Origin of the sequence: Corallococcus carmarthensis (assembly GCF_003611695.1) — a bacterium.
In the GTDB taxonomy this organism is placed as follows: domain Bacteria; phylum Myxococcota; class Myxococcia; order Myxococcales; family Myxococcaceae; genus Corallococcus; species Corallococcus carmarthensis.
Window position 1 is genome coordinate 1 of the sequence record NZ_RAWE01000015.1, and the last position, 20,864, is coordinate 20,864.

The window sequence follows — 20,864 nt, forward strand, 5'->3', positions numbered from 1 at the left end:
CCCTCGCGCCGGCTCACGTTCCTCCCGGATGCCGGGCCTCCGGCCCCTCCGCTCCCCACGCCCCCCGAAGGCTCCTTCAGCCCGGGCCTCACGCAGCAGGTCACGGCCGGGATGGCGCCTGTCCTGGCCCAGGCCCAGCAGCTCACCCGCGCCGCCGTGGCGCCGGGTGCGGCGCTCCCCGCCAACGAGGCCGCGCGCAACACGTTCAACGTCAACGTCCACCTGGAGCCGTCCAGCGCGTCCCCCGGGCTGGACCGGCACGCGCTGGAGGAGGCGCTCGTCGACCTCCTCCGCGACACCGCTCGCCGCCACGGGCTGGAGGTGTGAGCCGATGGCGGGGATCGCCTACGACGTGAGGATTGGCGCCTTCCAGGCCACCAGCCAGCCCCACCGGGGCAATGGCCAGGTGCGCTCCATCTCCTGCGCGCTGACCATGGATGGCGCCGGGGGCCACTGCTACCTGGAGCTGGTCGCCACGGGCACCTCGCAGCCCCAGCCCAGGCCCGGGGACGCGACGACCATCACCCTCGACGACGGCAACGGCGGCGCCACCGTCTTCACCGGCGAGGTGCAGGAGACCCGCGCCTCCTCCGACACCACCCTCGTCGTCGGCGTGGACGGGCTGACGAAGCTCGCCCGGCTCGACCTGGACGGGGCCTACGAGCAGATGTCGGCCGGCGCCATCGCGAAGGAGCTGGTGCAGAAGGCCGGGGCCACCGCGGGCACCATCGAGGACGGCCCCAAGTTCTCCAGCTATGTGCTCCACCGGGGGCCCCGCGCGCTCCACCACCTCCAGCGGTTGGCGGAGCAGTGCGGCTTCGACGTGTACACGGACGGCGATGGCAAGGTGCACTTCGCGGCACCGAAGCCGGGCGGAGCGGACCACGCCTTCACCTACGCGGAGCAGGTGCTGCGCACCGGGCTCCAGCAGGTCGCGACGGCCGTCGACGGCCTCCAGGTCTGGGGCGAAGGCGCGGCGAGCACCCAGGGCTCCGACAAGGCCCACTGGCTCGCCAAGGACCTGGCCCCGGTGAGCGGCAAGGCATCCATGGACGGCATGTTCACCGTGAAGCCCGCCAGCGCGGGCAAGCTCATGCGGGAGGTCCGGGACGGAGCGATGAGGACGGGCGAGGACGCGGCCACCCAGGCCCGTGCGCGGATGACGCTGCTGGCCTCCCGCCCCCTGCGGGGCTTCGTGGAGGTGCTGGGCAGTCCGAAGGTGAAGCCCGGCGACCGGGTGAAGCTCGACGCCATCCCCACCGCGCATCCGGTGAACGCGCTGGCCTCCGGCAAGGTGCTGCGCGTGCGCACGGTGCGGCACGTGCTGAGCATGAAGACGGGCTTCGTCACCCGGATGGAGTTCTGAGATGCCCGTACGCATTGGCAAGATCGAACTCGTCGGCCTGACGAACATCTACACCGAGGACACCCGCAACCTCGTGCAGCAGCGCGTCCCGGGACAGTCCGGCAGCGTCTTCCAGGACCTGGGCCGCGAGCCCGTCACCGTGGTGATGGAAGGCATCCTCCTGGGCGAGGACGCGCAGGCCAGCCTGGAGGAGCTGCGCGAGGCGCAGATGAAGGCGCGGCCACTGTCGTTCGCCGCGGACGCCATCGCCGGGACCGACCTCACCGAGGTCATCATCGCCGACTTCCAGGTGAAGCAGCTCGCCGGGCACCAGCACCGGTTCAGCTTCCATCTGAAGGTCCGCGAACATCAGGAGCCGCCCGAGCCCGCCAACGCGGGCGTCGCCGCCGTGAACGAGGCGGTGGCCAACGACGCCGCCGCGTGGGCCGGAGGCGCCGTGGATGCCGCCGGCGTGTTGCAGGATCCCGGCTCGCTGATGGCGGCCGTGGACAAGAACCCCGACCTGCTCGGGCACCTGAGCGCGGACGAGCTTGGCTCCGTCATCACCCAGGGCCAGGAGAAGCTGAGCGGGAAGAACTTCGGGTCGCTGCTCGGCGCGCTGGGCAAGGTGAACCCGCAGATCATCGGCGACCTGCTCAAGACCCTGCAGGATGGCGGCAACCTGGGGTCCTTCATCGAGAAGCTCGCCACCGAGGGCATCAACGTGCTGGAGGCGCTGACCGGCGTCGACCTGGGGGCGGCGCTCAGCATCGTGAAGGGCATCGCCGGGGCGAGCGACTTCCTCGCGAAGCTGAAGCAGGTGGTGGACGAGGCCCAGGCGCTGGGCATGCGGATCCAGGACCTGGATCCGCTGGCCCCCTTCCAGGACCTGGGGGTGAAGGGATGAGCAGCACGGCCGACGTCGTCGACGGCATCTCCCGGCTCATCCACGCGCTGGACGAGCTGTTCAAGACCCAGACCTTCGAGGCCCTGGTGGAGCTGGTCCAGCAGCTCGGCATCGGCGGACCGGTGAGCCAGGGCCTAAAGGCGATTGGCACGGTGCTGGAGCAGCTCGTCGAATGGATCGCCAAACTGGAGAAGGTGGCGGCCATCCCGAAGATGCTGGAGGCGCTGGCCCCCACGCTGGAGCAGGTCCAGGGCCTCACCACGACGCAGGAGCAGGACATGCGGGACGCCGGCCTGGATGCGCTCGTCCCCCTGACCGTCGCGGCCCGCGCCCTGTTCGACGTCCTGGACCGGATCCGCCGGGGCGCTGAAGCCATCTTGAAGGGGCTCTTCGACCCCGAAGCCCTGGCCCGGTTGCGACAGTCCGTCGTGGACTTCGCGGCCACGCTGAAAGCCTACGAGGTGCAACTCATGGCGAAGCCCACGAAGAAGGGGCTGCCCGCGGGCAAGGCCCCGGCCCTGGCGGGAGCGACGTCATGAGCGACCTGGTGACGCTGATGCGGGCCATCATCCGCGCCGAGCTCGCCTCGCTGCGCCTGGGCGACATCGGCGTGGTGACGGACACCTTCCCCCACGCCGAAGGCGACGCGCACAACCACGAGTGCAACGTGAAGCTGCGCGAGGGCGGGCTGGAGCTGCGCCGGGTGCCCATCACCACCCCGCACGTGGGCATGGTGAGCGCGCCGCGCGTGGGCGACCTGGTCCTCATCTCCTACGTCGGCGGGGACCCCCAGCGCCCCCTCGTGGTGGGCCGGCTCTATTCGGACGAAACCCACCCGCCCGAACACGCCGAGGACGAGTGGCGCGTCGTCTCGCCTCCGGGCGGAAAGACCTCCATCGCCATCGACAAGGACCAGTCGGTGGTCATCACCGCGGGCGAGACGGTGGTGACGGTGAAGCAGGACGACACCGTCTCCATCGTGGGCAAGAAGGACCTGAGCATCCAGGTCGACGGCAACGTGAAGCTCGAGTGCAAGGACTGCACGGTGGACGCGTCCGGCAACATCGACCTGGGGACGGGCGGCACCGGCGTCATCACCGAGGGCAGCCACAAGTGCTACTTCACCGGAGCCCCGCTCAAGGGCTCGCAGAAGGTGAAGGCCAAGGGCTGACCCATGCCGGCACTAAGCGCCTCCGAAATCGAGAACCTCGCCAGGAGCGCCCTCCAGTCGGCGGGCCTGCGGGGCGAGAACGCGCCCGACCTCGCCAAGGCCCTGGGACAGGTCTGCGGACAGGCGTTCACCCTCTTCGTCTCCATGGCCATGGTGGCCCCGGGAATCCCGGCCGCCGCGCCGCCTCCGCCCGGCGCGGGGAGCACCGCCGGGCCGGGCACGCTGCTGCCGCCGCCAGCAGGGGGCCCGGGCGCCGCGCAAATCGAACCCATGGCCCTGGGCGCGCTGTCCTCCAACACGCTCAACGGCGAGCAGAAGCCCGCGCTGGCGAAGGCCATCGCCCAATCCATCGCGCAGGCCCTCACCCTCTTCACCCTCCAGGTGAAGGTCGCGCCGGGGATGGCCATCGCGGGCTTCACCACGTCCTCCCCCGGCTCGCTGGTGGGGGCGGCGCCCGCGAAGCCGATGCTCCAACCCCTCATCCTGGGCTTCCTCCAGGCGGAGGGCCTGCGCGGAGAGAACATCCCGGACCTGGCCGGCGCCATGGCGGAGACGCTCTCCAACGCGCTCACGCAGATGATGTCGCGGCTCAAGGTCACGCCGGGCATCGCGTCCTCGCCCGGGGCCACCGCGGCCCCTGGGAGGTTGATGTGACGGCCGACGCGCTGAAAACGGACCTCCGGCTCGCCTTCAAGGACACCGGCGAGGTGGACCTGGACTGGTCCACCGACGCGGGCGGCGCCAAGACGGTGAGCGGCAAGGACAACCTCATCCAGGCCCTCACGCTGCGGCTGATGATCTACCGGGGGCACCTGGAGCCGCTGGGCCACACGCGCTACGGCAGCAAGGTGGCGGAGCTCATCGGCGAGCCGCTGGACCGCCAGAACCTGGAGCTCCTGCGCCGCTACGTGCGCCAGGCCCTCAAGGAAGACCCCCGCGTCGAGGACGTGACGGAGCTGACCGTGACCGCGCGGCCGGACCTGCCCGGCGCGGTGGACGTGCGGGCCCACATCCTCGCCGTCACGGGGGACGCGGTGGAGCTCGGGCTGGCGCTCGACCTCGGGTGAGCCCCTACCGCGACACGACAGGACTTCGGGAGAACACATGGACCTCAGGGAACAGCCGGGAGTGAAGGGGACGCTGACCATCGAGCTTCGCGACGGGAGCGGCGCGCTCGTGGAGCGCTACCGGCACCACAACCTGATCACCACCCGCGGCAAGCAGCTGCTGGCGGACCTGCTGTTGGGGAGGAAAAACGCGCTGCCCACGAGCTGGGCCATCGTGGTGGGCACCGGCACCGCCCCCGCCGACGTGGCGGACACCGGGCTGAAGGCGCCCATCGCCGAACAGGCGGAGGACCGCGCCCCGGACGTGGCGGTCGTGTCGCGCGGCACCACCACGGTCGTCCAGGGCACGGTGTCCGCCACGCTCCCCGCGCCCCCCGCGGGCACCGTGCAGCCGCTGACCGAGGCGGGCATCCAGATCACCGTGGGGACGGAGAAGATCCTCTTCAACCGCGTGCAGTTCCCGCCGGTCAACCGGGGGGCGAACATGGTCATGACGCTGAGCTGGGAGATCTCCTTTTGAGTCTCACGTCGCTCGACACGTCGTTCAGCGCCATCGTCGACCGGCTGCTCGGGAATCTGGGGCCGGACATCGACAAGAACGCGGGCAGCATGGCCCGCACGCTGGCGGAGTCCTACGGCCGGGAGATGGCCACCTTCTACGCGATGCTCGAACTGGCGCACCGCTCGGGCTACCTCGACACGGCCGAGGGCGCGGCGCTGGACAACGTCGTGGCCGTGCTGGGCATCTCGCGCGCCCGGGCGGGGCGGCTCACCGGCGAGGTGGAGTTCAGCCGCAACGCGCCCGCGCCGGAGGACATCGGCATCCCGGCGGGCCGGCGGGTGACGGGCATGCTCTCGGAGAGCGTGCCCCTGCCCTCCTTCGAGACGATGGAGGACGTGGTGCTGCGCCGGGGGGAGACCCGCGTCGTCGCCCCCGTGCAGCAGGTGCAGGACGACTCGGACGCGTCCCGCGACGCGCCCCCCACCATCGACCCCGGCAAGCTCAACGTGATGCCCCGCCCCGTGCTGGGCATCGAGGCCGTCACCAACCGCGCGCCCATCCGCCGCACCGGCCAGGACGAGACCGACGCCACCCTGCGGGCCCGGGCGAGCACCTCGCTGCGGGACGGGGAGATGGGCACGCTCGAAGCCATCGCCGCCGCCGTGCGCCAGCAGGGCGTCCAGCAGGTCACCGTGCGCGAGCCCCCGGACGCGCCTCCGGGCATCATCGAGGTGCTGGTGGGGGATCCGGACTTCGAGCACCAGCCGGACGGCGTGCAGCGGGTGGAGCGGGCCATCCGCGACGCCAAGGCCGCCGGCATCCGCGTCCGGCTGGGCTATTCACGCACCCTCTACCTGCGGCCCGCCTTCCAGGTGGAGCCCGTGGACACGGACATGGACGAGGCCGCGTTCGACCGGCTCCGCCGGGAGCTGCGGCAGGCCCTGGCCCTCTTCGTCGAGGGCGTGCCCGCCGGAGAGCTGCTGAGCCGGCGCAGGTTGGAGGCCGTCCTCTTCTCCAACCCGGCCGTGCGCCACGTCAGCGACATCACCGTGCGCACCTATGTGTGGGACGCCCAGGGCAAGGCGCTCGTGGACGGGCCGCGCCGCGAGCTGGGCGCGGACTGGAAGTTCAAGCCCGACGAGAAGCCCACCATCGACCTGGTGAAGGCGCCGCCGGACATCTCCCGCGCGCAGCCGCTCGTCTACCGGCTGGAGCTGGTCGTGTCGCTCCCGGGGTCGGACCTGCGCACGCCCGAACAGGTGCGCCAGTCGCTGCGCGGCGCGGTGGAGGTGTATTCGGCACGCATCACCACGGATGCGCAGGCGACGAAGCAGCCCCAGACGCAGGTGGCGTGGGATTCGCTCCGCGCGGCGCTGCGCAAGGAGGCCGGCGCGGAGGAGCTGCTGTCCGCGACGCTCATCACGGACAGCGGGCTGTCCCTCACCCTGGACAAGACCGGCCCGCTGTCCACCCGGGCCGTGAACCTGGGCGTGCAGCTCGCGCTCGGCGGCGTGGAGCTGGTGGGGCTCGGATGAACCCGTCCCAGCGCGCGCGCCGCATGGTGGGGTATCTGCCCCCGCTCCTCCAGAGCGGCGGGAGGATCCACCGCCTCTTCGACGTCCTCGCCCAGGAGCTGGGCGTGATGGAGGGCGGCCTCACCCGCCTCCTGCGCTCGCGCTGGTACACGCTCGCCGAGGGCTTCCGGGCGGACGACTCGCTCGCCGCGAAGGCCGCCTCCGAGCTGGGCCGCCTGGGCGCCCTCTACGGGCTCCAGCCCGGCCCGGACGAAGCGGACACCTACTTCCGGCAGCGGCTCGCCGCGCTGGTGGAGGTGCACCGCACGGGGCTGAGCACCGCCCCGGCCCTGCTCCGGCTGGTGTCGCTGGTGTACCGGGCCGAACAGCCCCCGGACCTCACCTGGGACGGCGACACGGCCGTGGGCCACTTCATCGTCCCGGAGCCGCCGGACGCGGCGGGCGTCCCGGGCCGCAGGAACCTCACCGTCGAGCTTCACGACAACCCGCCGACCCCGGCGATGGCGCGCTTCCAGGGCATGCCCGCGGACCAGCGGCTGCTCACCCTCAACCAGGGCCTGGACCCGGCCCTCCCGGAGGTCTCGCTGACCGCGCCCCCGGACGCGGACCTCCGCATCCCCATCCTGCACCACCACGAGTCCGGCCTGGACGTGCTCTTCCTGGGGAGCGTGCCCCGCGGCAAGACGCTCACCCTGCGCCACCAGCGCGTCCCCCTGATTGACGGCAACCCGGCGCCCGAGCCGGTGCTCCTCGCGCATCCCGCGCGCTTCGACGACAGCCCCCAGCCGCTGCGCTTCGACACGGACGCGGCGCGCTTCTCCGTGTTCGACCAGGACCAGGGACTGCCGGAGCTGGCCCTGGGGGAGAACCACTGGAGCCACGGCACGCTGAGCAAGAAGGACCTGGAGAACTACCTGCCTGGCGGGCGAAACCCCGCGCTGGAGCCGGCCCGGCGCAAGGCCCTGGAGCTGGCGCTCGAGCCCCGGCAGTCGCCGCCCGCCGACATCCTCTTCCGCTGGACCGAGGTCACCCCCGCGACGTTCGCCCTCCGCATCCCGGTGGACTACGTCCCGCCCCAGGCCGAGGGCCTGCCCGGCCTGGTCCGCGAGCTGACGGCGGCGCTGAACCACGGCCGGGCCTCGGGCGTCCGCGCGCGCATCGAGTTCATGCTGAAGCTGCCGGGCGAGGCGTTCGCCGTGCAGGACGGCCCGGCGAACGTGGCGCTCACCACCACCTTCGCGGAGCCCTCCAGCGTCGAGGACTCGCGGCTCTCCGACGCGCTGACGTCCTTCGGGCCCGCGCTCGAGTTCCAGGAGCAGCTCCCGGAGCCCCAGGACCGGCTCTCCTGGTCCGGCATCTTCGACACCACCCGCTTCGACTCCTCGAGGTTCGACAAGTGACCGACCCCTACATCAAGGCCAACCCCGGAGACCCCATCCTCTCCGAGCACTGGAACACCCTCCAGGTGCGCCTCATCGAAGAGATCCGCACGCACACCCACCTGGGGGGCACGGACGGCAAGCGGCTGGGAGGCAACGGAATCGACCCGGAGACCACGCTGACGGTGAAGCAGGTGGCGGTCTCCGCTGGCCTCACCGCGAAGCAGGTCGACGTGTCGACGGTGCTGACGGTGAAGGGCCTCAACGTGGCGGACCGGCTCACCGGCCTGGTCAGTGAGAAGTTCCCCGTCACGGGAGGCACGCTCTCCGGCCCGCTGTCGGTGACGGGCGACGTGGGATTTGGAACGACGACGCCCAACAAGCAGTTCACCCTCAACGCCACCCGGGGTGACGAACACGCGCCCATGGAGGTGCGGGCGACCGGGAACACCGCGTGGGGCATCGGGCTGGTGGTGCGCAACACGGGCGGCACGCATGGCTCCTCCATCCTGCTGCGCAGCCGCGAGAAGAGCTGGCAGGTGCGAGGCGAGACAGGCGCCTCCGCCACCGGGTTCCAGATCACGGAGGACGGCGGCGACGCCGAATACGGGAAGGGCTGGGGGACGGCCCGGCTCCACATCAGCGCGGGAGGCAACGTCGGCCTCGGGACGACGGCCCCCCAGTGCTCGCTCCACGTCGCTTCGACAGGCAATGCCCTGGCCCGCATCGAGGCGGGCGGCTCGGGAGGCTGGGCGGAGCTCGACTTCTACGGCACGTTCCCCGCCGCGAACCTGCGCAGGTGGAACCTGGCCGTGCGCGGCGGCGATGGCTGCTTCGCGATCCGCCAGCTCTCCGACGCGCGAGGAGAGCTGTCCTCGCCGCTGGTCATCAACCAGGCCGGCGTGGTGACGCTCAAGAGCCTCACGGTGCAGGGAAACATCGTCCCCTCGGCGGGCAACTCGGCGGGTTCGGGCATCCAGTTCCCCTCCGACCCGGGCGGCGGCTCCGGGGACCAGGCCTTCATCCGTTACTTCGTCACCGGCGGAGAGACAACCAAGCTGCGCATCGGCATCGACAACGACGCGGATGACTCGCTGGGCCTCTGGCAGATGGGCGACGAGCGGCTCACCGTCTACAACGGCAACGTCGGCATCGGGACGCCCACGCCCCAGACGGCGCTGAACATCCGGCAGCGCTACCCGGGGTACGGCATCCGGCTCGAGGACGGGACCACCGGCCGGTTCTTCCAGATCCACTACGAGAACAACAACGGAGTGGTCGTCTTCTACCACCAGAACGGCAGCGGGCATTACATGACGAGTGACGGCGCGTGGAACCGCAACTCGGACGCCGCCTTGAAGGAGAACCTCGCCGGCCTTGAGGGCACCCTGGACAAGGTCCTTCAGCTCAAGCCCTTGAGCTTCGACTGGAAGAACACCGGCACCCGGGACATCGGGTTCGTGGCGCAGGACATGGAGAAGCTCTTCCCGGAACTCGTGGGCACGGTGCACCTCGCGCAGGCTCCGGAGCCCCGGACCCTCAAGGGCATCACCTATTCCAGCCTGGGCGTCCTGGCCATCGCGGCGATCCAGGAGCTGAAGGCCCGCTACGATGAGACCTTGAAGGACCTCGAGGCGCGCATCCAGGCGCTCTCCACGCGCGGCGCTCCCTGAACACGCTCCTGACTCCCCAAGGAAACCCATCCATGAAAGACGCCATCGAACAGCGGCTGGCCTCGCTCCAATCCGAATACGAGGCCGGCCAGAAGATGCTCGCGGAGCTGGAGGCGAAGCGGAGCCAGCTCACCACCACGCTGCTGCGCATCGAGGGGGCGATGCAGGTCCTCCGCGAGGTGCTGACGCCGGAGCAGCCGGCGGCGGACAACGTGACGGACCTCCAGAAGGCGGCGCGCTGAAGCCATGGCCAGCCCGCGCGTCGGAGCCACGTTGAGACATGGCGGGAAGGCGGTGCCCGCGGGGCCCACGGCGCCGGTGGATGCCGCGGGGCTCACGGTGGCGCTCGACGTGCCCGCCAACGTGGAGCTGCTGCGCGCCTCGCTCACCGTGCAGGCGCCGGGGGACGACGTGATGGTGGATGCCCTGCTGGGAGCCACCGTCGCGTCCAGCCTGGGGCCGGGGCCGGTGCCCACGAACAAGTCCCTGCAGTGGTTCAGCGTGGACTGGGGCGCCCGCCGCCCCCTGATGTTCCTGCAGGTGAAGACCGTCGAGACCGCCGTGGAGGGGCGGCTCAGCATCGCCGATGGCGGCCCGTGGTATCCGCCCACGCCCGGCCTCACCGTTCCGCTCGGCGACAGGGACACCACGGCGCAGGCGCTGCCGGGCATCATGGCGAGCAGCCTGATGGTGGAGTTCTTCACGCCGCCCGCCAATCCCCTTCCCCCGGTCGCCAACCAGAAGACGGTCGCCACCACGGTGTCCTCCCTCGTGGTGAAGGCCGCGGCGAGGCCTCCGGACCTGACGGCCTCCGTCGAACTGGAGCCGCCCTTCTTCCGCCAGGGGATGCCCTTGCAGCCCCTCCAGGAGCTGACGCTGCGGGACGACCTGCGGGCGGCGCTCCAGCGCGCGTGGCCCCCCAACCTGAAGGGAGGTCCTGTCGCGTTCGGCCTCAAGGCCCCCGCGCCATCGCGGCTCCGAGCGCTCGTCCTCACGCTGGACACCGCCCTCATCACCCAGGTGTGGAGTCCCGGAGGAGACGCGCTCACGCTGACGCTCTTTCCGGACGAGGCAGGCGTGGGCCGCGTCGAAGTGCCACCGGACCGGCCCCTGCGGGAGGTCCGGTTCCTCGCGAGGTACCAACCCCGGAGCGAACGGGTGCCGCTCTCGTTTCCACCGCCCGAGCGTCCCGCGCAGGCCCACCGGTGCGGCGAGGGGTACGCGGCGGCGCAGGCCTTCTCCGCGCCAGAGCCCGGCGGGGAGCTGGCAGGGCTGGAGCTCCACCTGCGTCCCCTCACCCGCTCCGTCCGGGGCACGGTGACGCTCTTCCCGGATGAGTATGGCCGGCCGGGCACGGTGCCGCTGGCGCCCGGCGTGGACTTCTCCCTGGAGGAACAGGGCCCCGCGCCGTGGGACGCGCGCTGGGTGTCCTTCGAGTTTCCCAAGCCCCTCGGGCTCGACGCGAGGCGCAACTGGTGGGTGGTGCTCACCGTCGCCCAGGGGAGCGTGCTCTGGAGTCTTGGGGACGCGGCGGCCGTGACGGGGGAGGCGGGCCTGGCGCCACGTGCCGCGCTCTACCGGGCCGAGGACACGGGGCCCTGGCTGGAGCGCGTGGTGCCGTCCCTGGAAGGCCCGGGCGGTGGACCGTGGGCCTATTGCCGGCCACGGCTCTCCGCCTCGTCAGCGGAGCCGCCAGCGCCGCCAGAAGTGTCGCTGCGCTGGGGAGCGAGGCAGCTTCCCGTGAAGCTCGATGCCCAGGGCCGGGTCCGGCTGACCGAGCGGGAGCTCGCGGAGTTCCTGCCCCCCGGGCTCCCGGCGACGGGGGCCCCCGCGCCCATGCTCGAGGTCGTCGTGCGTTCGCGGGTCGCGGCGGAGCTCACGCTCCGCGAGCTTCGCGTGGCGAGTCCCCGAAGCGACACGTATCCGCTCTTCCAGCCGTCGTGAGGTTCGGTCCGCCATGCTGGTCTCCGTCGAAACCTTCTTCCATGACGCGCTCCTGTCCTCGCTGCCGGACGGCGTGACCGTGTCCACGGGGCCGTCACTGGGGCCCACGCCCGAGGTCGCGCAGCTCGTCGAAGTCATCGCGTCGGGCCTGAAGCTGGCGCTCCCCGGGTCCGAGGACCTGACGGTCCGCCGCGAGCCCGCGTTCCTGTTCGGGGTGCACCGCTGGAAGGCGAACGGGACGCAGTTGGACTTCGTGCTGCCGGACGATGTCGTGGGACAGGTGGTGGAGGTCGAATCCCCTCCCGGCTATCCGCTGCGGCGAGGCGACGAGTACGCGGTGGAGGGGCGCACCGTGCGTTTCTACCGTCCGCCCGCGCAGGCGGACGTCGCCGTGGTGGCGCGTCTGCGAGGAGCCCAGGCGTCCGGGTTCCTGGAGCGCGCGTCCTGCGACATCCCGCTCGTCCTCCGGGCCTGGAGCCAGGAACCCGGGGCGGCGGACAGGTTGCTGTCGAGCGCGCTGACCCCGGTCTTGATCGCCGCCACGGGGATGGGAAACCTGGACAACGCCGCCTCGGAGGACTCTGGGGTCCGGATCCGGTTGTTGAGGCCCAGCGTCGTGCTCGTCGGGCTGACGCGAGGAGCCGAGCTGCTCCAGGAGAAGCGCTTCTTCCGCGCCCAGGCCGAGTTCCTCATTCGCGGAGAGCTCGAGCAGCTCATCGCGGTGGGAGCGCCGGAGCCCACCGGCATCATCCGCGAGGTCCGGAAGGTCTAGCCCGGGTGTGCCGCCCCAGGAGCCGGTCGCTCCGCGAGGAGTCCCTCCCGTGAGGCATGCGCCCCTCGTGCGCACGCCGTGTCATGCGGCCAAGACCTTGTCGTCCCTACTCGCGCCGGATCTCGTCCTCGTGCCCCGCCACGCCCACGGGCGGCCGGCGCAGCACCACGGGTTGGGCGAGCCCTGGCAGGAAGCTCAGGTTGGAGGGAACGTTGTTCCCCTCCGCCAGCGTCGCGGCCGCATGACAGGACACGCACGAGCCCGTGTTGAAGGGGTTCTTGGGGTCGTAGAAGGTCTGCAGGTAGGTCTCCACCACGGAGTTGGAGAGATAGCTCGGCACGGCGTTGCTGGGCACGCGCGGGTTCGGGGTATCGGTGAGGCTCGCGCCCCACTGCGTGCCCACCAGCATGTAGTTCTGGAACACCGAGCCGATCCGCGCGAGCTGCGCGCGCCACTGCACGTTGAGCTGCTGCGTCAGGGGATAGACGTTCCAGCAGCGGGAGATCTGCGTGCCAACGGTGACCGTCTTCCCCTGGCTTTTGGCCGTGACCTGATAGGCCTTGGCGAAGGGCTGTGTGGGATTCCAGTAGAAGTGCCCGCCCGCCGAGGCCGTGGGCGGCTGGTTGGTCTTGCAGTCGGGTGACAGGCATTGCGGGTTGAAATACGAGTAGTTCGTTCCCGGCGGCGCCTGGAGCACCGGACAGTCGAGCTGGTTGAACGCCGCGCAGGTGCCCGGGGACGTCGGGTCGCACGGCTGGGAGGCCATCGGCACGTTGTCGACGTGCTCGAAGGTGGTCCAGAACCACTCGGGCTTCAGCGCGTTCTGGGTGACGGGGTTCTTCTGGATGATGTGCATGGCGACGAGCCCCAGGTCGACGGTGGCGCAGATGGGCGCGGACGCCGCCGCCCCGGAGCTGGCGCGCACCAGGTCGGGCGCCACGGTCAGCATCGCCGTGACGACATAGAAGCGCTTCTGGTTCTCCGCGTGCCGGGCCGGGTCGAGCACCCGCCACGCCGCCTTGATCTCAATGGCCCCCGTGGCGGCGCCCTGGTCACCCACGGCGGGGAAATCCACCGCGCCCCCTCCCTTGATGAGGTTCTGCTGGCCCTGCTGGGTGGTCAGGTTCCAGCTCGTGTTTCCGCCCGGCGCCTTGAGGTAGGTGACCTCCACGCCGTTGAGCCGCCGCTCGTAGATCGTCCAGTTGCCGGAGACGTCGATGGCGGGCTCGCCCGTGGCGGCCTGGATGTACTCCTCGTTGTGCGCTTCCGGGTTGCCCTGGCCGTCCGAGCCAATCACGAAGACAGGCATCCCCGCGGGCGTGTCGCAGGCCGCGACCACCGGTGCATTGCCAAACACGTCCGAGACCCGAGGCCAGCCCTGCCACACCCGGAGCCCGTTGCCCTGCAACCCCTGACCCGCTGGCGAGTTCTGCTGTCCCTGGGCCCAGTTCAGCGCGATGAAGGTCTGCCAGGAGAGGTTGTCGAACGGGGTCTGCGGGTCGTTCTTCGCGGAGGTCGGCAGCTGGCCGATGATGCCGTTGTACGCGACGGACTGGTCGATGGCCGGATCCGGTCCGATGTTGCCCGGGATGACCGGGCAGAGCGGCGAGCCCCCGGGTTGCGGCCCCGCCGCGGAACAATAGACGGCCTGCGGCACGTAGACCGCCGGCGGCACGCGCTCCACCGGGACCGTCCCACCCCTGGAGCAGGCAGTGAGCAACCCCAGGGCGACCATCGTGAGGAGGTGCTTGCCGCGTTCGATGCGAAACCCCTTGGGCGAGGCGGTCTTCTTCTGAGCCATGGCATTCCTCGGTTCGGGGCGTCGTGTCCCACCGCTCGGCATTGCACGACGCAAGCCACCCACCGAGGAAGCACGGCCTCCGCCTGCGATGCGCCACGTCACGCGGAGGAGTGCGTTCCCGCCGCAAGCTTTTGCGTCCGCTCAAGACGCGGAGGCGTGCTCCGGGTCATGCGGGCCGACATCAACATGTGGCACTCCTTTTCGCTGGTGAGGCCCCGCGCTCACTTCCCGGTGGGCACGCCGAGCTTCCCGAGGACCTTCACGGCATTGGCATTCCCGGCATCCAGCGCGAGCGATTTCCTGTAGCTCGCGATGGCCTCTTCCTTCAGGCCCAGTTGGAGCTGTGCTTCGCCCAGGCTGTCGTAGGCATTCGCATCCGTCGGGAAGAGCTTCACGTTCGTTTCGAACACCCGCACCGCGTCCGCGCCCTTGCTGTCCGCCAGCAGCCGGTAGCCGAGCTGATTCAGCTGCCCCGACTCCAGGCCCTTCAGGCCCTCGCGATGCTTCGCGATGTACCAGGCGAGCGCGGTGTCGACGCCCTTGAGCCGCATGAGCATATCCACCTGGGCGGACGGCGACACAGGCTCGGGCTTGAACCCGGTCCAGGCATACTCCGCCGCCACGCTGGCGATGAGACGGTCGAAGAGCAGGAAGCCGTTGTCGGAGTTGGCCATGACGACCACTCCACTGCCCGTGTCACTGAAGGCCATGAACGCGGCCTGGAAGCCTTCATCCGAGCCTCCATGACGGAATTGGCTGGTGCCCGGTTCCACCTGGAAGCCCAGCCCGAACCGCTCCGACTGCTGCGTCAGCATCTGCTTCGTCATCGCCTGTGACAGCACGCGCTTGGACTTCCCCGCCGTCGCACTGGACACCTCGAGCGCGACCCGCGCGAGGTCGGACGGCGTGGTCCACAGTCCGGCCGCGGCCATCTCCGGGTACACGTGCCAGCGCCCCGCGACGCTCTTCCCGCTGGCGTACGTCCCGGTCGCCGTCCTGGCGGCAAGGTCCGGAGGCAGGGGCTGCTCGTAGGAACTGCTGCTCATGCCGAGCGGCTTCAGCACCGTCTCGCGCATGAGCTGGGGGAACGGCTTCTGGAGCTGATCCACCATCATCAACTGGACGATGGACGTGCCGCCGCCGCTGTAGCGCGTCTTCGTGCCGGGAACGATATCGACGCGTACCGGGCCGGTGTTCGCGGGCGCCGCGCCGTCCAGCACCTGCACCAGCGTGGGCACGGGAGCGTCGACGGCGTACCCGGGGAAGCCATGCACGGTCGTCCCCGCGCTGTGGCTGAGCAGCCGGCGCAGGGTCACCTTCTGCTCCTTCGTGAAGTCGTTCTCGGGGAGCTTCCACGAGCGAAGCCTGTCGTTGATGTTCTCGTCGAGCGACCACCTGCCCGCCTCGACGAAGTGCAGCGCCGCCAGGGCCGTCACCGGCTTGCTGATGGAACCCGCCTGGAACAGCGTCTCCAGGGTGACGGGCTCCGTGCCGCCGGCCTCCTTCACGCCATAGGTCCTGGACCAGACGATGGCGTGCTTGTCGAAGACGGCGATGCTCAATCCGGGAATCCGGTACAGCGCCATCCACTGCGGGAGCGTCAGGCTCTGGGGCGCCTCGCCTTCGATGACGATCGGGGCCAGGCCCGCCTCCACTCGCGCCGCGCGGGCCGCCTGGGCGGGGCTCGCCAGCCATTGCGTGGCGGGCTTCTTCGTTCCTTCCGCCGCGAGGGCCACACCTCCCGAGCCGAACAGGACGGCCGCGAGCACGAGGCGGAACAGGGGACGACGCATGGATTCACCGATGGAAGAGAGTGGGACGCGAGGTGTACGACAGCCTCTCCTTTCGATTGCCGGTCCGCCCCCCTTCAAGGGCTTCGATGTCTGGAGGATCAAAGACCGCCATCCGCTTCACGCAAGATGGGAGCGGAGTCCATTCCCGCAGGAATTGTGCACTCCCTTCCCTATATCGCGTCTTTCATTCCCCTCGTGTTCTGACGGGACTCCGGGGACAACAGTGACTCCGCGTTAAGGACACATTGCGGAAAGTGCATGGTTGACGCGAGCATGCGGCCCACTGCTCGCCCCCAGGCGGGCGGTCATCACCCTCAAGGAGTGTTCAGCACATGCGAATCCCCCGGACTTCCGGCCGTAGGACGCTGCTCGGAACGCTGCTGTGTACCCTTTCCCTCGTGGCTTGCGGCCCGGCCCCGGAGGCTGAGCCCACTGACAACGCTCCCCTGGGCACGGAGAAGCAGCCCGTCGTCTACGGGACCGACAACCGCACGGACGTGTACGCGCACGCGAACGCCACGCTGCGCGCCCGCGCGCAGCAGTCCACCGTCGCGCTGATGAGCCCTTCGGACTTCAACGCGACCAACCCCAACAACGTCACCTTCAACGCGTCCACGCTGCGCTCCGCGTACAACCTCTGCACCTCCGAGCGCTTCCTGGACGACCTGACCCCGGCCTTCTGCTCCGGCACGCTCATCGACGACGACCTGGTGCTCACGGCGGGCCACTGCATCACCAGCGCGTCGGCCTGCGGCAGCACGCGCTTCGTCTTCAACTTCTACCGCCCCGCCGCTGGCAGCATGCAGACGGTGACGACCGCGGACATCTTCTCCTGCCAGGCGATTGTCGCGCGCCAGCAGGCCACGGTGGGCGGGCGCAACCTGGACTTCGCCATTGTCCGGCTGGACCGGCCGGCCACCCCGCGCTTCACGCCCGCTCCCATTCGCGCGGGCAACGCCGCGCTGGCCGTGGGCACCAACGTGACGGTCATCGGCTCGGGCAGCGGCATTCCCTTCAAGATCGACTCGGGCGGCTCGGTGCGTGACGCGCGCGCGGGCACGCTGGACTACTTCGTGGCCACCACGGACACGTTCGGCGGCAACTCGGGCTCGGGCGTGTACGAGAACAGCGGCTACACGGTGGCCGGCATCCTGGTGCGCGGCGAGACCGACTACAAGACCAACGGGAGCTGCAGCGTCGTCAACACCTGTACGGAGACGGGCTGCCGCGGCGAGGACATCACCTACGTGCGTCCGGCCATTGACGAGTACTGCTCGGTGGCGACCAGCACGCGCCTGTGCGCGGGCTACCCGCCGCCCCCGACGCCGGTGACGTTCACCTTCACCGCCACCAACACCAACAGCGCCAACCAGAACACCGTCAACCAGAACGTCACCCTGGCCGCCGGGCAGACCCTCAAGTTCGGAACCTGCACGGTGCCGGGCTCGTCCGGTACGGGTGACACATACCTGCGCCTGTACAACGGCACCACCCAGGTGACCTCGAACGACGACGCCTGCGGCACGCTGTCCTACGCGAGCTTCACGGCCACGACGGCAGGCACCTACCAGATCCGCGCCGGCTGCTACTCCACCGGGAGCTGCGGCGGCACGGTGTCGTACACCGTCCAGTAGTCCCAGAAGGACCGGCGCGGGCGGTGGTGCCCGTCACCGCCCGCGCCGGGCTCAAGTTCCTCGCAGGATGGCCGCGAAGGTCATTCGCGCGGGACCGGGCGCTGCACCTCGTGCTGCCGCGGCTCGACCTCCTCTCGGGCAGCTCTCGCCACTGCGCGCCTGTCTTCACGCGCCAGATGACGGCGTTGATGACAGGCACGCATCGGCTCAGCCGGTTGAGGTCGAGACGAACTCGATGCACGAGGTGGGCAGTCCGGAGTCGGGCCGAGGGGCGACCAGCCGTGTAGGAAGCTGTTCGGCCGCGCAGCAGCGTTCGAGATAGGCGACCACCCGCCTGCCTTCGTCACTGTCCGCGGACACGTGCATCGGCTCGTTGGCCGGATTGATGATCGCGGGCAGGAAGCCGGCGGAGATGCGCCCGGACGGTGCGATGTGGATCACCGCCGCGCCGGTCAGCCTGGAATCCGGGTGAAACGGCAGCAGTGGGTAGCCCTCCCGCGGGCGAATCATGTACTCGCCGAACTTGCGGGCCCATGCCGCCATCTCTTCCGGCCGTCCCACGCCCAGGTAACCGTCTCTCGCGAGGCGCTCAGCGAGGTTCGGCAGGTCGAACACATAGTGTCCCAGACCGTAGAAGATGGGTCTTCCGGAATGGAACTCGACACCGCGGAGCATGTGATGATGGTGGCCCACGACGACGTCGGCCCCGTGGTCGATGGCCAGCCTGGCCGTCCGTCGTTCGTGGTCGGTCAGCGAGAACGGCACGGTGGAGTCACCCCAGTGGAAGCTGACGACGACGATGTCTGCCTTCGCGCGTGCTTCGGTGAGGCTGTCGATGAACGCCTTCTGATCCTCGACCAGCGGCTCGGTGCTCACCACGGGGGCCATGCCCGGATTCCATGCGTTCAGATCCACGGGAGTGTATCGGGTGTGTGCACGGAAGGGAGCCAGGCCGGGGACACCCGGGCGCGCCTCATAGCCGTAGGGAAACACAGAGCTGAAAGCCAGAAAGGCCAGCCGTGTTCCATTGCGCTCGAGATACCCGGGCGCGGTGGCCTCCGCGAGATTCGCGCCCGCGCCCACCGTGGCGATGTCCAGGCCGGCCAGTGTCCGGCGCATGGACAGCAGCGCGGCATGTCCCCCGTCGAGACTGTGGTTGTTGGCCAATGACATGATGTCGAAGCCCGCCTTGGCCAAGGGGGCGGCGTTCGCCGCGGGCGCCGTGACCGTCGAGCCGGCGCTGGGGGCACGCTGGATGTCGTCGCTGAAGACGCCCTCGCAGTTGCCGAAGACGACGTCACCGGAGCGCAGGACGTCGCGGGCGGAGTGGAAGGCCGTCGCCGGGTCGTCGCGGTCCACGAAGACATCGCCCACAGCGAGGATCGACAGCCCGGATCCACCGGGCTGAGCGATGTTGTTCGAGGCCACGGTTCACCCCTGCATCCTGCTCGTAGGCGTTCCTCGTGCCTTCTACCAGAGGAGGGGGCCGCGGCTGCTCATCGTCTTGAACCTGGAGACTCCTGCAAGGCTCAGCGGACTCCGACGAAGTCGATCCCCGCCGAGGAGATCTGATCATTCCAGGGGCCTCCCGCGACGGAGTTGATGTCGCCCACGCTCTGGGTGGTGCTGAGGCACCTGCCCGTCCGCGAGGGGTGTTCGCAGAGGGTCGCGCGATAGGGGCCGAGGATCCTCACGGAGGACAGGATGTCATCGAAGCCCAGGTCGCCCAGGAAGCCGACGCCGGAGGTGAGATGCAGGATGTTGCCTTCGAACTGGCCGTGCTCGTAGAGGTACACCCCATCCGCGGCGGAGTAGGCCTGGACGGCGTATGTGTAATCCCCCTGCGTGACCTTGTGGCCGGTCCCGTAGTCCGAGTACGCCCAGTTGCTGAGTCCCCCGGGTGACCTCTTCACCACCACGCTCCAGAGCTGGAAGGGGAAGCGTGAGCTCACCCGGCCATGCAACTGCACGGCGCGGTCGCCCGTTCCACCCGAGAGGGCTCCGAGCTGGGAGTTCACGAAGCTGCCCAGGAAGCCGTTGCTCACCGCGCTCGTCACCGTCCGCGAGGTGAAGGCGAGGTGCGTGTAGTCATCCATGGTGTCGGATTGGACGTAGCTTCCATCCGTGTGCATCCAACCCGCCCAGCTTCCCTTCAATGCCAGGGCATGCCAGAGGCGCCCCGGGGCGGCATTCTGGAGAAACGCATGGATGCCATACCAGCGGGCCTGGGCGTCGCCGCCCAGGGTGTAGGAGATGTTCCGGAAGGCGGTGCCGAAATCGCCAGGCAGGATGCTGGCGGAGGGGAGCAGCCGGTAGTTGAGGGCCAGGATGGCGTCAATCAGCCCCGCTCCCGGGAAGTCCATCATCAAGACGCCCGCGCGCTGGACGTTGCCGCCCACCAGGTGGTCGATGGCGTAGTCATTGACGCCCCGGATGGCCATCCCATCGCCTCCGGCCACCACGTTGGGAAAGGCCGCCACGGAGGAGCCACTGAGGAAGTTCACATACAGCGTGGGAGGGGTCCCCGCGTTCGTCCGCCCCAGGTGGTCCCGGACCTTGTCCCACTTGTTGTCGATGTCGAAGATCGTGGACACGGTCCAGTCATCCTGGAGGGCCAGCGAACCCCAGTTCACGCCGTAGGCTCCACCGCCGAAGTTGTCCAGGATGACAATCTTGCCGCGCACCTCCCCGAGCGTGGGCACATGGGTGCCTCGCCAGACATAGGGGCTGTAGGCGGGCTGGTTGCGATACCACTCGAAGGTCTGCTGGAAGCTCCGGCTATTGCCGTCCGGGGTGTGCTCCTCCTTCACCCGCATGAGGATGGTTTCGCCGGGGTGGTCGCGCAGGAACTGGGTGGTGGTCGTCAACACGTCGTCGAAGTTGGCGTTCAGGTAGACGACGCCATGGTGGATGGCGAACCGGTCGCCAATGTGGCGGCACCGGATGTCCAAGGCCCGGAGCCCCGCGTCCAGCTGGGCCCTCAGGCTCAGGGATTGGGTCTGGGTGAGGTCTCCGCCCGTCGAGGTGAACGCCATGGAGTCATGGGTCCCCGGCAGCGACAGGGAAGCGAGGCTCGCCGAGCCGGGCATCCAGCTCAACCAGTCGGGATGACTCGTTTCGATGCTGCCGAAGTGGTTGTAGTAGCGCCCACGGGCGGCAGCGGGGGTGGTCACGAGCAGCGCGAGGAAGAGCACCGCCGCCGCGTTGCGCGGCCGGGGGGCAGGAAACGTCCGGTGGGACATGAGGCCTCGGGGGAGGATGATGCTTGGGGTGAAGGCAGCCACACGCGAAGTATGCACTGTTGTCCGGGACCTAAGCAGGAATGGACGCGGACCCCCAGT

At 69.8% G+C, this 20,864-nt stretch carries 18 protein-coding genes and 1 pseudogene; 15 read left to right on the plus strand and 4 right to left on the minus strand.

The window, feature by feature from the left end:
• The 14 genes and pseudogenes from D7X32_RS45350 to D7X32_RS06790 form a co-directional block, all read left to right on the plus strand.
• Window positions 1-327: pseudogene (locus D7X32_RS45350) on the plus strand (hypothetical protein); the annotation flags it as partial.
• 4 nt (window positions 328-331) lie between these two features.
• Entirely contained in the window at window positions 332-1,366 is a 1,035-nt protein-coding gene (locus D7X32_RS06730; RefSeq protein WP_216617876.1) for a hypothetical protein, read from the plus strand.
• A gap of 1 nt (window position 1,367) precedes the next feature.
• Complete coding sequence (locus tag D7X32_RS06735) at window positions 1,368-2,252, plus strand: hypothetical protein (protein WP_120601674.1); 885 nt, start codon at window positions 1,368-1,370, stop codon at window positions 2,250-2,252.
• The gene (locus D7X32_RS06740; protein ID WP_120601675.1) at window positions 2,249-2,791 is read left to right on the plus strand and encodes a hypothetical protein; all 543 of its coding nucleotides are present in this window, start codon (window positions 2,249-2,251) and stop codon (window positions 2,789-2,791) included. Before D7X32_RS06735 ends, D7X32_RS06740 begins: the two co-directional genes overlap by 4 nt.
• Window positions 2,788-3,423 (plus strand): phage baseplate assembly protein V, encoded by a 636-nt coding sequence (locus tag D7X32_RS06745; RefSeq protein WP_120601676.1) that lies wholly within the window; start codon window positions 2,788-2,790, stop codon window positions 3,421-3,423. Before D7X32_RS06740 ends, D7X32_RS06745 begins: the two co-directional genes overlap by 4 nt.
• Window positions 3,424-3,426: 3 nt before the next feature.
• On the plus strand, window positions 3,427-4,077 hold the full coding sequence (locus tag D7X32_RS06750; protein WP_120601677.1) for a hypothetical protein: 651 nt from the start codon (window positions 3,427-3,429) through the stop codon (window positions 4,075-4,077).
• Complete coding sequence (locus D7X32_RS06755; protein WP_120601678.1) at window positions 4,074-4,490, plus strand: DUF2634 domain-containing protein; 417 nt, start codon at window positions 4,074-4,076, stop codon at window positions 4,488-4,490. The genes D7X32_RS06750 and D7X32_RS06755 overlap by 4 nt, the downstream gene beginning before the upstream one ends.
• Before the next feature lie 37 nt (window positions 4,491-4,527).
• A complete protein-coding gene (locus D7X32_RS06760) occupies window positions 4,528-5,010 on the plus strand; it encodes a hypothetical protein (protein ID WP_120601679.1) in 483 nt (160 codons plus the stop codon).
• Window positions 5,007-6,527, plus strand: coding sequence for a hypothetical protein (locus D7X32_RS06765; RefSeq protein WP_120601680.1), 1,521 nt, complete (start codon window positions 5,007-5,009; stop codon window positions 6,525-6,527). Before D7X32_RS06760 ends, D7X32_RS06765 begins: the two co-directional genes overlap by 4 nt.
• Window positions 6,524-7,927 (plus strand): hypothetical protein, encoded by a 1,404-nt coding sequence (locus D7X32_RS06770; protein WP_120601681.1) that lies wholly within the window; start codon window positions 6,524-6,526, stop codon window positions 7,925-7,927. Before D7X32_RS06765 ends, D7X32_RS06770 begins: the two co-directional genes overlap by 4 nt.
• Window positions 7,924-9,579: a tail fiber domain-containing protein gene (locus D7X32_RS06775; RefSeq protein ID WP_120601682.1), complete on the plus strand. Its 1,656-nt coding sequence runs from the start codon at window positions 7,924-7,926 to the stop codon at window positions 9,577-9,579. Before D7X32_RS06770 ends, D7X32_RS06775 begins: the two co-directional genes overlap by 4 nt.
• 32 nt (window positions 9,580-9,611) lie before the next feature.
• Complete coding sequence (locus D7X32_RS06780; RefSeq protein ID WP_120601683.1) at window positions 9,612-9,821, plus strand: hypothetical protein; 210 nt, start codon at window positions 9,612-9,614, stop codon at window positions 9,819-9,821.
• A 4-nt stretch (window positions 9,822-9,825) separates the two neighbouring features.
• The gene (locus D7X32_RS06785; protein WP_147450048.1) at window positions 9,826-11,523 is read left to right on the plus strand and encodes a hypothetical protein; all 1,698 of its coding nucleotides are present in this window, start codon (window positions 9,826-9,828) and stop codon (window positions 11,521-11,523) included.
• Window positions 11,524-11,536: 13 nt separating this feature from the next.
• Window positions 11,537-12,295 carry a hypothetical protein gene (locus D7X32_RS06790; RefSeq protein WP_120601685.1) on the plus strand — a complete coding sequence of 253 codons (759 nt, stop codon included), beginning with the start codon at window positions 11,537-11,539 and terminating at the stop codon, window positions 12,293-12,295.
• A gap of 106 nt (window positions 12,296-12,401) precedes the next feature.
• Here D7X32_RS06790 and D7X32_RS06795 read toward each other — a convergent pair whose 3' ends face one another.
• Together D7X32_RS06795 and D7X32_RS06800 are read right to left on the minus strand one after the other, a co-directional pair.
• Window positions 12,402-14,096 (minus strand): hypothetical protein, encoded by a 1,695-nt coding sequence (locus D7X32_RS06795; RefSeq protein WP_208752339.1) that lies wholly within the window; start codon window positions 14,094-14,096, stop codon window positions 12,402-12,404.
• Between the two features lie 221 nt (window positions 14,097-14,317).
• Window positions 14,318-15,889: a serine hydrolase gene (locus D7X32_RS06800; protein WP_120601686.1), complete on the minus strand. Its 1,572-nt coding sequence runs from the start codon at window positions 15,887-15,889 to the stop codon at window positions 14,318-14,320.
• Between the two features lie 332 nt (window positions 15,890-16,221).
• On the opposite strand from D7X32_RS06800, the gene D7X32_RS06805 reads away from it, so the two are divergent.
• Window positions 16,222-17,523: a serine protease gene (locus tag D7X32_RS06805; RefSeq protein ID WP_120601687.1), complete on the plus strand. Its 1,302-nt coding sequence runs from the start codon at window positions 16,222-16,224 to the stop codon at window positions 17,521-17,523.
• Window positions 17,524-17,730: 207 nt separating this feature from the next.
• Here D7X32_RS06805 and D7X32_RS06815 read toward each other — a convergent pair whose 3' ends face one another.
• Together D7X32_RS06815 and D7X32_RS06820 are read right to left on the minus strand one after the other, a co-directional pair.
• Window positions 17,731-18,951 carry a CapA family protein gene (locus D7X32_RS06815; RefSeq protein ID WP_208752340.1) on the minus strand — a complete coding sequence of 407 codons (1,221 nt, stop codon included), beginning with the start codon at window positions 18,949-18,951 and terminating at the stop codon, window positions 17,731-17,733.
• A 101-nt stretch (window positions 18,952-19,052) separates the two neighbouring features.
• Window positions 19,053-20,765 carry a phosphatidylinositol-specific phospholipase C domain-containing protein gene (locus D7X32_RS06820; protein ID WP_120601689.1) on the minus strand — a complete coding sequence of 571 codons (1,713 nt, stop codon included), beginning with the start codon at window positions 20,763-20,765 and terminating at the stop codon, window positions 19,053-19,055.
• Window positions 20,766-20,864 lie beyond the last annotated feature (99 nt).